The 10328-nt window shown below is 44.8% G+C and carries 10 protein-coding genes; 7 read left to right on the top strand and 3 right to left on the bottom strand.

Translation table 11 applies throughout. The annotated features are described in order from the left end of the window. Both ansA and sppA read right to left on the bottom strand, forming a co-directional pair. Positions 1–588, bottom strand: a 588-nt coding sequence (ansA, locus tag B7C60_RS18790; protein WP_245869125.1) for an asparaginase, incomplete at its 3' end; no start/stop codon positions are given. Between the two features lie 128 nt (positions 589–716). Further along, a complete protein-coding gene (sppA, locus tag B7C60_RS09445) occupies positions 717–2567 on the bottom strand; it encodes a signal peptide peptidase SppA (RefSeq protein ID WP_099611433.1) in 1851 nt (616 codons plus the stop codon). A gap of 182 nt (positions 2568–2749) precedes the next feature. Between sppA and B7C60_RS09440 the strand changes: the two genes are divergently transcribed. Next, positions 2750–4753: an NADPH-dependent 2,4-dienoyl-CoA reductase gene (locus tag B7C60_RS09440; protein ID WP_099611658.1), complete on the top strand. Its 2004-nt coding sequence runs from the start codon at positions 2750–2752 to the stop codon at positions 4751–4753. Positions 4754–4858: 105 nt separating this feature from the next. Here B7C60_RS09440 and purU read toward each other — a convergent pair whose 3' ends face one another. After that, entirely contained in the window at positions 4859–5692 is an 834-nt protein-coding gene (gene purU / locus B7C60_RS09435) for a formyltetrahydrofolate deformylase (protein WP_099611432.1), read from the bottom strand. A gap of 182 nt (positions 5693–5874) precedes the next feature. Here purU and B7C60_RS09430 point away from each other — a divergent pair, with 182 nt between their 5' ends. The 6 genes from B7C60_RS09430 to B7C60_RS09405 all read left to right on the top strand — a co-directional run. Continuing rightward, positions 5875–6078 (top strand): hypothetical protein, encoded by a 204-nt coding sequence (locus B7C60_RS09430; protein WP_099611431.1) that lies wholly within the window; start codon positions 5875–5877, stop codon positions 6076–6078. A 103-nt stretch (positions 6079–6181) separates the two neighbouring features. Beyond that, positions 6182–8110, top strand: coding sequence for a DNA repair helicase YoaA (yoaA, locus tag B7C60_RS09425; RefSeq protein ID WP_099611430.1), 1929 nt, complete (start codon positions 6182–6184; stop codon positions 8108–8110). Positions 8111–8118: 8 nt separating this feature from the next. Next, positions 8119–8826: a tRNA (adenosine(37)-N6)-threonylcarbamoyltransferase complex dimerization subunit type 1 TsaB gene (gene tsaB, locus B7C60_RS09420; protein WP_099611429.1), complete on the top strand. Its 708-nt coding sequence runs from the start codon at positions 8119–8121 to the stop codon at positions 8824–8826. Between the two features lie 63 nt (positions 8827–8889). After that, a complete protein-coding gene (locus B7C60_RS09415; protein ID WP_099611428.1) occupies positions 8890–9186 on the top strand; it encodes a chromosome partitioning protein ParA in 297 nt (98 codons plus the stop codon). A gap of 16 nt (positions 9187–9202) precedes the next feature. After that, positions 9203–9757 carry a Slp family lipoprotein gene (locus tag B7C60_RS09410; protein WP_099611427.1) on the top strand — a complete coding sequence of 185 codons (555 nt, stop codon included), beginning with the start codon at positions 9203–9205 and terminating at the stop codon, positions 9755–9757. Beyond that, on the top strand, positions 9757–10328 hold a 572-nt coding region (locus B7C60_RS09405), incomplete at its 3' end, for an alpha/beta fold hydrolase (protein WP_425445504.1). The genes B7C60_RS09410 and B7C60_RS09405, both read left to right, overlap by 1 nt.

The raw sequence follows: 10328 nt of genomic DNA, 5'->3' as shown, positions 1-10328 counted from the left end.
GTCGACTTTGACATTGTTACTAATTTGGATATTGATACCCGCTTCTAATAATGGGGGTAAGTTTGGTGAAGTAAAGGCACTAAAACCATCAGCATGTGATTTGGTACTTCGGTTTCCACGCATTAATTGATTATTGAAAAACAGAGTGACTTCATTGATGGGATAGTTTGCTGCAAGGTGTAATGAATTAAGTAAGTTGGCTTGACCATCAGAGCGAATTTCGGCCAGTGGGATTTGTGAGCCAGTGACAATCACGGGCTTACCTAAATTTTCAAACATAAACGATAGGGCTGATGCAGTATACGCCATGGTATCCGTACCATGGAGGATGACAAAACCATCATATTTATCGTAATTATCGCGAATGTCATCAGCAATGATTTGCCAATCTTCTGGTGTCATATCAGAGGAATCAATCAATGGATCGTATTCGTGAATCGTAAATAGCGGCATTTCTGGACGATGGAATTCAGGCATACCTGCCAATTGTTTTTCCATAAATCCAGCGACAGGTACATAACCATGGTCGGATTTGGTCATACCAATAGTACCGCCAGTGTAGGCAATATAAATATGCTTTCTAGTCATAGGGGTATCGCTTATTGTAGGGAACAGACGCAAAATTATAGCGAAAACTTCTGCAATAAAAAGAGGCACAGTCCTAGAAAGTGCCTCTTAATCTATCATGTGGGTAAGCGAGCATTAATCTCGCCGTTTTACTGGCTTTGACACGTTAAACACAGTGCATAATACCCTTTAGGATCATTGAGTTGATTGAGAATAGAGGCATCTTGCATCAATTGCTGTGTTACTGGCTGAAAAACAGCAGGAACCACACTCGCCAAATTGATCTCAAACCTTACCTGTGCCTCGCTTAAGAGACTTTGCAGAAAGCGTTGGGCTGGGCTGAGGGGTTCTTCAACCCAGTAAAGGTTATAGCGTTCGAGTTGGGCTAACTGTGCGGCGATAGCTACCGCATCATCAAAATCACCTAAAGTATCCACCAGACCATACTGCTGGGCATCTTTCGCGGTCCATACATGTCCTTGTGCGACTTTATCAACCGCTGCAAGCGGTAGGTTACGATGTTTACTGACCAACGTAATGAAGCGTTGGTAGCCATTTTCGATCCCCATTTGGATCGCATCTTTCACATTTTCGTCCAATCCGCGGGTAATACCAACGCCAGAAAAAGGTGATGTACCGACGCCATCGGTATAAATGCCCAGTTTATTTAGTCCTTTTTCAAAAGTCGTGATCACACTAAAAATCCCGATAGAACCGGTTAAGGTGGTGGGCTGCGCGACGATTTGATCGGCACTCATTGATATCCAATATCCGCCGGATGCCGCAAGGCTTGACATTGAGGCGACAACCGGTTTTCCAGCCGCTTTCAGCGCGTCTATTTCATTACGAATTACCTCAGATGCAAATGCACTGCCTCCTGGGCTATCGACTCGTAACACGACTGCTTTGACTTTTGCATCATTACGAGCTTGACGCAATAACCCTGCAACGGTATCGCCGCCGACATTACCGCGAGATTGAGTGCCATCCATAATCGCTCCACTGGCAACAATAATCGCAATATCGTCAGCATGACGAATCAAGGTCGGTTTCATCGTATTACGGTAGCGATAGTAGTCAATCGCGTTATAACTGTCTTCACCATTACTGCCAAAAACTTGAGCCAGTTCGTGACGCACCTGTTGTCTCGTTGCTAATTGATCCACTAAACCGAGTGAGAGGGATAAGTCAGCTAAGTTACCGGAAGCATTGCTTAATAATGACAAAAACTCTTCCATGGTCGGGTTCAAACGTTGAGGCTCTAGTTTACGGTTAGCAGCTACATCACTGATATAAGCGCCCCACAATTGACTTAACCATTGACTGGCTGACTCTCTTGCTTGGTCAGACATATCATCTCGGATAAAGGGCTCAACTGCAGACTTATAAGTACCGACACGAAACACATGAGTATTGACGTCGAGTTTTTCTAGTAGGCTTTTGTAGTACAAATTATAGCTACTATAGCCGCGTAACATCACACCGCCATCAGGGGCGAGATAAACTTTATCGGCATAGCTGGCAAGATAATATTGGCTTTGATTATAAAAATCCCCGATCGCATAAACCGGTTTACCCGACGATTTAAATTCATTGATCGCTTTAGCGATATAGCGCAGCTTGGTTAAATTAGTTTCAGGCATCTCTCGTAACGCGAGCACAAGCCCTGTGACACTATCATCATCTTTTGCATAACGAAGTGTATCAACGACATCAAACAAGACATTTTCTCGGGGCATTTCCCGACCAAATAATGAGTCACTGAAAGACTCCATCGGGTTGAGATAAGAGCTTTGTTCAACAATGGGACCGGAGAGGTTAAGTACAAGAGCTGAAGCTTTTTCCACAACAGGCGTTGGAGCGTCGGCACTGAGATACAAAAAGTAAACAATAGCGATGGTTAATAGGAAAATAAGGTTAGTGAGGGCTAAACGGATAAAAGTAATAACTTTCCAAAATCCTTTAAATATCAGCCCAATAAATCGGAATAACTGTCTCATTGTCTCTCCAATGCAACCGTGAATGAGGTCCTGATCATAGTGTGTAACATCCTACGTGATCTGTCATATCCAAACAACAAGATTGATCAGTGTTACAAAAATGTAAACACTTGTTTGATTTTTATGAAGGGCAAGATTATTCTGGTCCGACCATGATGAGACCAACAAAAGTGATGTCGCCTATGTACCCACACTTATTACAGCCATTAGATTTAGGATTTACCCAACTGCGTAATCGCGTGTTGATGGGGTCAATGCATACCGGGCTTGAAGAGCATAAAGAAGGTTTACATAAGTTGGCTGCCTTTTATGAAGAGCGAGCCAAAGGTGGGGTCGGCTTGATTGTAACTGGGGGCTTTTCTCCTAACCTTCGTGGTCGATTGCATCCGCTTAGTGCTGAATTTAGTAAAGCTAAACATGCCAAAGCACACCAAGTCGTGACCGATGCAGTGCACCGCCATGGTGGAAAAATTGCGCTGCAATTACTTCATGCTGGTCGCTATGCCATGCATCCTTTTGCTCAAAGTGCTTCGGCCATAAAAGCGCCTATTGCTAGATTCTCGCCCAGTGAGATGAGTGTCAGACAAATCCGTAAAACGATCGATGCCTTTGCCAATAGTGCTGAACTTGCTCAGCTTGCAGGGTATGACGGTGTCGAAGTGATGGGGTCGGAAGGCTATCTTATCAATCAATTTATTTGTAAGCGAACTAATGTTCGTTACGACGATTGGGGAGGCAGCTATCAAAATCGCATGCGTTTTCCTTTGGCAATTGTTCGAGCTATTCGTGCGGCGGTGGGGCCTAACTTTATTATTATTTTCCGTTTATCTATGCTTGATTTGGTCGAGGAGGGCAGTACTTTTGAAGAGGTGGTTGAATTAGCCCAAGCGTTGGAGCAAGCAGGAGTGACCATTATCAATACTGGAATTGGATGGCATGAAGCTCGGATTCCAACAATAGCGACTCAAGTACCGCGAGCGGCGTTTAGCTGGGTGACTGAAAAAATCAAATCACATCTAAGTGTGCCCGTTGTAACCTGTAACCGGATTAATACGCCAGAGCAGGCGGAGAAAATTCTTGCTAGTGGGCAAGCGGATATGGTCTCGATGGCTCGACCATTTTTGGCCGATGCGGAATTTGTCCTCAAAGCTGAGCAAGGGAAAGCCGCCTTGATCAATACCTGTATTGGTTGTAACCAAGCCTGTTTGGATAATATTTTTCAAGCCAAACGTGCTTCTTGCATGGTGAATCCACGTGCTTGTTACGAGACGGAATTAACATCGCAACCGGTTGAGATAAAGAAAAAAATAGCGGTTATCGGAGCTGGGCCAGCAGGGCTTGCTTGTGCGACCACATTGGCTGAACGTGGTCATCAAGTGGATCTATTTGAACGGCATGACCGAATTGGAGGTCAGTTTCGTTTGGCGATGCAAATCCCAGGGAAAGAAGAATTTAGAGAAACCATCCGCTATTTTGCCAATCGAATTGATCAAACGGGAGTACAGTTACACCTAGCCTGCCAAGTTAGCTTCGATATGCTAGCCAACTACGATGAGGTGGTGATGGCCTCCGGTGTTGAACCCAGAAAAGTTCAACTCAATGGTATCACTAATCATGAAAAAGTGATTGATTATCAAACGCTGATTCGTGAAAAACCCCCGGTTGGGCAAAACGTTGCAATTATTGGTGCTGGAGGTATCGGAATAGATGTTGCAACCATGTTAACCGAACCAGAAGAAAATAGCTTAGACGATTGGTTACATGAATGGGGAATAGATAAAGAAATGGCCCATGCTGGAGGGCTATATCCCTACCCTGAGGTATTGAGCGAACAGCAAGTCTGGTTACTACAACGTCGTAAAGGCCGAGTAGGCCGTGGGCCCGGTAAAACGACGGGGTGGATTCATAAACGTACATTAGAAAAACGTGGTGTACATCTGTTAGGTGGTGTCAGTTATGAAAACGTCGATGAAACCGGTTTGAATGTGACTGTGGAAGGAGAGCACCAGCATCTCGCAGTTGACCATATTATTCTCTGTGCAGGGCAAGAATCCGTTCGACCGTTTGAAGAGCAGTGGTCGCAGCTTGGGGATAAGCTGCATGTGATCGGTGGTGCAGATCATGCTGGCGAGCTTGATGCCGTGCGAGCCATTCGTCAAGGGGTAGAGCTTGCGCTAACACTATAAAATGATCTCAGCATCTTGAGGTTGTCTTGATTGATAACGATAGTTTAAACGAAGGGCTGAACGAGGCGTCAGCCCTCACTTTTTTCAATGATGCTTGATGAGACGCTATAAAATAACGGTTTTATTACCATAAACAAAAACATGATCGTTAATGACTTTATTGAGCGCCTTACTTAAAACATTTTTTTCAACATCTCGGCCCGCTTGTGCCATATCTTGTGCACTGAAGGTGTGATCAACCGGAATCACATCCTGCTTGATAATTGGGCCTTCGTCTAAGTCATTGGTGACAAAGTGTGCAGTCGCACCAATGATCTTCACGCCACGCTCATAAGCCTGTTGATAAGGTTTCGCACCAATAAAGGCAGGTAAGAAGCTGTGGTGAATATTGATGATTTTGTGGTGGAATTTTTCCACAAACCCTGGCGTCAAAACTCGCATGTATTTTGCGAGTACTAGAAAGTCGGGTTGATAAGGCGTTATCGCTTCCAGCATTTTCTGTTCATGCTCTTGACGATTCAGCCCATCATGTGAAACATGATGGTAAGGAATATCAAATTTCTCGGTTAAATTTTGCAGTTTATCGTAGTTACCAACTACCGCTGCAATTTCAACATCTAGGCTACCATCATAGGTTTTCATGAGAATATCGCCTAAACAGTGTGCTTCCTTGGTCACCAGAATAACGATACGTTTCCGTGCTGAGTCGATCAATTTTCGCTTTGTACCACTCGGTAGCGCGTTGTCCAAGTCTGCAAGCAGCGTGGTGTCGTTGAAATACCCTTCAAGCTCCGTTCGCATAAAAAAATGACCGCTGGTGTTATCTACAAACTCATTGTTATGAATAATATTAAGCTGGTGTTTGTAACAAATATTGGTGATTTTTGAGATCAGGCCTGGGGCATCAATACAATGCGTCAGAAGGGTTTTTCTTTCCATTAATAACTTCCATGAATACTTTTTAGTATAAAAATAAATCGAGGGCAGCCAGAACGGTGATGCAGCCCACACAGTAAGGTCTATAATTAATCTATTATCAAGTGAGATTCAACAACAATCATGGCTAGAAGATAACGGCTTTTTCTTTCGACTCTAAACAGAGCGCACGCTAGGTGGTGTTTATGGATAAAGAATTACTTGCACGTAAATTGTATGTCGAGCGAGTGCATGCTCTTATGGGGGATAATCCAATTGATGAAGCATTACTGGATGCGATGTGGGAAAGCAAAGCCTCTCCAGTTGATGCAGCGAAGGCGATGATGCCTTCTGCGAGTGATGGTTATGATGCACCCGCTTGGTTATCCCGTTACCTCAATCGCAAATAAAATCGTAAATAAAGTTCTCACCTAGTGCGAATGCGATTTGAATTCGCGCTAGGTAGGGAAACCTGCCATAATCGCATCATTCAATACGGCACTTGTTTTTAGGATGATCGCGAAAACTTTTTCTCAACATGGAGCTTTGGGCAAGGCCATTCCTGGCTTTCAAGGGCGTCAAGCACAAGTCGATATGGCAAAAGCGGTCGCTAATGCCATTGAGCAACAATCGCAATTAGTGGTTGAAGCTGGAACAGGAACAGGCAAAACCTTCGCTTATTTAGTGCCAGCCCTACTGAGTGGCAAAAAAATCATCATCAGTACCGGGTCAAAAAACTTACAAGAGCAACTTTTTCATCGTGATTTACCGTTGATGATTAATGCATTAGGCTTTCATGGCCAAGTGGCGTTACTCAAAGGACGAGCCAATTACCTTTGCCTTGATCGACTTAGCCGCCAGATGATTGAAAGTCATAATAACGGAAGCGATCCGACCTTATTGACTCAACTGGTCAAGGTGCGTAGCTGGTCATCTGAAACGAAAACCGGTGATCTTGGTGAATGCGATGCGCTACCGGAAGACAGCCTTATCATTCCAACCATTACCTCCACCAACGACAACTGCTTAGGAAAAGAGTGCCCAAGCTATCAAGATTGTTTTGTTTCTAAAGCGCGCCGTAAAGCAATGGATGCGGAGATTGTTGTGGTTAACCATCATCTTTTTTTTGCTGATCTTGCTATTAAAGAAACCGGATTTGGTGAATTGATCCCCGAAGCTGACGTGTTTATTTTTGATGAAGCACATCAGCTCCCTGACATTGCCAGCCAGTATTTTGGTCAGTCAGTATCGAGCCGACAAATTCAGGAGTTGGCAAAAGATATTGAAATTAGTTATCGCACCGAAGCTAAAGACATGCGCCAATTGCAGAAAATTGGCGATAAATTACTGCAAAGCGCAATGGACTTACGTATTTTGCTGGGGGATTGCGGATTTCGAGGAAACTGGCGTGATGCGATGGCATCGGTTGCGATCGCTCGGCAAATTGAACGATTACAAGAAAGTTTAGATTTTGCCATTGATGTTCTTAAACTTGCTTTAGGACGAAGCCAGTTACTTGATGCGGCATTTGAGCGTGCAAATTCCATTAAAGGTCGAATTGAGCGAGTTTGCGATGTGTCCGTAACAGGATATTCTTATTGGTTTGATACAACCCCGCGTCATTTTAGCCTACACATTACGCCACTATCCGTGGCCGATAAATTTCAAGAACAAATCACTCTCAAAGAGGGCGCGTGGATTTTCACCTCTGCAACCTTAGCGGTGCAAGATGATTTCAGCCATTTTACTCATCGGTTAGGGTTAGAACCCCGTGAGCAGTTCTCTTTACCCAGCCCCTTTGATTACCAGCAGCAAGCTCGTTTATGTGTCCCGCGTTATTTACCGGAACCCAACAGTCCAGGAGTGGCGGATCAATTGGTGCGAATGTTAGCCCCAGTGATTGAACAAAACCAAGGGCGCTGTTTTTTCCTTTGCACCTCTCACAGTATGATGCGGGAATTAGGCGAGCGATTTAGAGCTTGTTTAACCTTGCCAGTATTATTACAAGGGGAAACCAGTAAACAGAAAACCCTAGCGGAATTTATGGAACTAGGTAACGCATTGTTAGTGGCAACCGGCGCATTTTGGGAAGGAATTGATGTTAGAGGCGATACGCTAAGCTGTGTTATTATCGACAAACTTCCGTTTACTGCACCTGATGATCCACTGCTAAAAGCCCGTATTGAAGATTGTCGCTTACGAGGTGGGGACCCATTTGTTCAAGTTCAATTGCCAGAGGCGGTAATTACCTTGAAGCAAGGTGTAGGACGACTCATTCGAGATCAGAAAGATAAAGGCGCATTGATCATTTGTGATAACCGTTTAGTTACTCGTGACTACGGTGGTGTCTTTCTTGCTAGTTTACCACCAATTCCTCGAACTCGAGATTTAGAGGTGGTTAAAGACTTTCTGCAGTCTCAATCAGAAACCGCAATCAATTAGAGAAACACATGAGCGCAAAAATTCTAGCTTTAGATACCGCAACAGAAGCTTGTTCTGTTGCTTTGATGGTTGGTGAGCACATTTACTCGCGTAGTGAAGTTGCACCTCGTGACCATACCAAAAAAATCTTACCCATGGTTGATGAGGTGTTAAAAGAAGCGGGATTAACCTTACAAGAGCTGGATGTCTTAGCGTTTGGTCGAGGCCCAGGTAGCTTTACTGGGGTTCGTATTGGCATTGGAATTGCACAAGGTTTAGGGTTTGGTGCCGATTTACCCATGATAGGAGTCTCGACTTTAGCCGCTTTAGCGCAAGGCGCTCATCGTGAGCAGGGGGTAACTCGAGTTGCGTGTGCGATCGATGCCCGAATGGGCGAAGTGTATTGGGCGCGTTTTGAACGTCAACAAAATGGCATTTGGTTAACGGTTGATACCGAATCGGTCGTTGCACCGCAATCATTGCTAGCGAGCTTGGGGAAGGAAAGTGAATCTCAAGTGTGGTCAACCGCTGGGACAGGTTGGGCGGCCTATCAAGACAAACTCTCGAGCTTACCCTTTGTCCAGCAAGAAAGCGGAGTGCTTTACCCACAAGCACAAGATATGGTGGTATTAGCGTATCAAGAGTGGCAACAAGGTCGGACGCTTGCTGTTGAAGAAACCAGCCCGATTTATTTACGTGATACGGTTGCTTGGAAAAAATTACCGGGGCGTGCGTGATCGAACCACGGTAATCGTGGGTACGATTTAAGCGAATAGTAAACTTAGTGAGTGAGGAGCAGTATGGTTGCAATTAACGGCTTGCCCCCCGCCCGAATCTCGAATACCCAGCAAACTTCCAAAGCGAAGAAAAATGACGGGGCGAAAGGGCAATCAAGAGTTAGCCAAACCAGTAAAGTGGCCGATGCGGTTTCTCACTCGATTCGCCAAGTCGATCTCGCTGATATTGATCGCGCAAGGTTGCACTACGATTTGCCGGAAGGTCAGGCTCGTAAAGCCATAGAAGAGTACTTAGGGGTAATGAATCAAGCAAAACAAGAGGAACTTGCCCAAATGCTCGGTGTCGATATGTATATCTAACCAAAGGGGAAATCCCATGATGCACCATCCATTTCGTCTCGGTTTGTTTTCGCTGCTAATGATGTTGACTGCTTGTGCTTCTCTTCCTCCTCAATTGATGAGCGAACAACAATCGGTAATTTCTGATTACACCGAGTGGTCTAAAAGGCCAGCTAACGCATATGAAGAGGTTCGTTTAGGCGGCGTGATTGCCCAAATCACCAACCTGACTGATAGCACCAGAATTGAGATTGTGAATCTACCTCTTGATCAATCAGGTCGTCCGAATTTAGCGCATGAACCTCAAGGGCGTTTTGTCGGATATGTGGATGGGTTTCTTGATCCCGTCACCTATGGCCCTGGGCGTTTGATCTCCATGATTGGTACCACTGCGGCATCAGAGCAGGGAAACGTGGGAGAATATGATTACCATTTCCCGGTCATGAAAGTGAAGGGCTACTATTTATGGCGAGTCGAAGAGCGGATTATTATCGATGATATTGGCCCTTATCTTTTCCCTTGTGGTCATTTTCATTGTCGTTCTATTGATGATTACCCACGCCGTGGACGTGTGATTCAAGAAGTGAAGTGATGCTACAATCTCACACATATGCGCTTGATTATGGACAACTGGCGGGGTTAACCATTGGCTGTCCAAAACAAGCCGAGGTAACTTTAGTTTTTTTACATGGCTGGTTAGATAACGCAGCCAGTTTCCAAACCGTGATAGAGGCGTTACATCCTTTAGCACCCAATTGGGCTCTCTGTGCGATTGATTTACCCGGCCATGGCCTTTCTAGCCACAAATCCAGCGCCAGTTATTATCCTTTTCACGACTATATTGACGATATTTATCAACTACTGCTTACAATTTCACCAAACAGACTAATATTAGTCGGTCATTCACTTGGTGCTTTAATCGCAAGTTGCTATAGTGCCGTCTTTCCTGAGCAAGTTGCAGGACTCGTTCAAATTGAAGGCCTCGCACCTTTGATAGAATCACCGGAAAATAGCCTTGTGCGTTGGCGAAAAGGTGTCATCAGTCGCCATCGTTTGCGTCGTAAATCTGAACGTTATTATTCTAGCTTGCCAGCAGCACTGCAACATCGAGCGCGTGTCAATCAATTGCCGATGCACTTGTTAGAACCCATCGTCAGAAGAGG

Source organism: Vibrio fujianensis (genome assembly GCF_002749895.1).
In the GTDB taxonomy this organism is placed as follows: Bacteria; Pseudomonadota; Gammaproteobacteria; order Enterobacterales; family Vibrionaceae; genus Vibrio; species Vibrio fujianensis.
The sequence above is the reverse complement of the archived record's forward strand: the minus strand, read 5'-3'. Positions and strand labels throughout refer to the sequence as shown.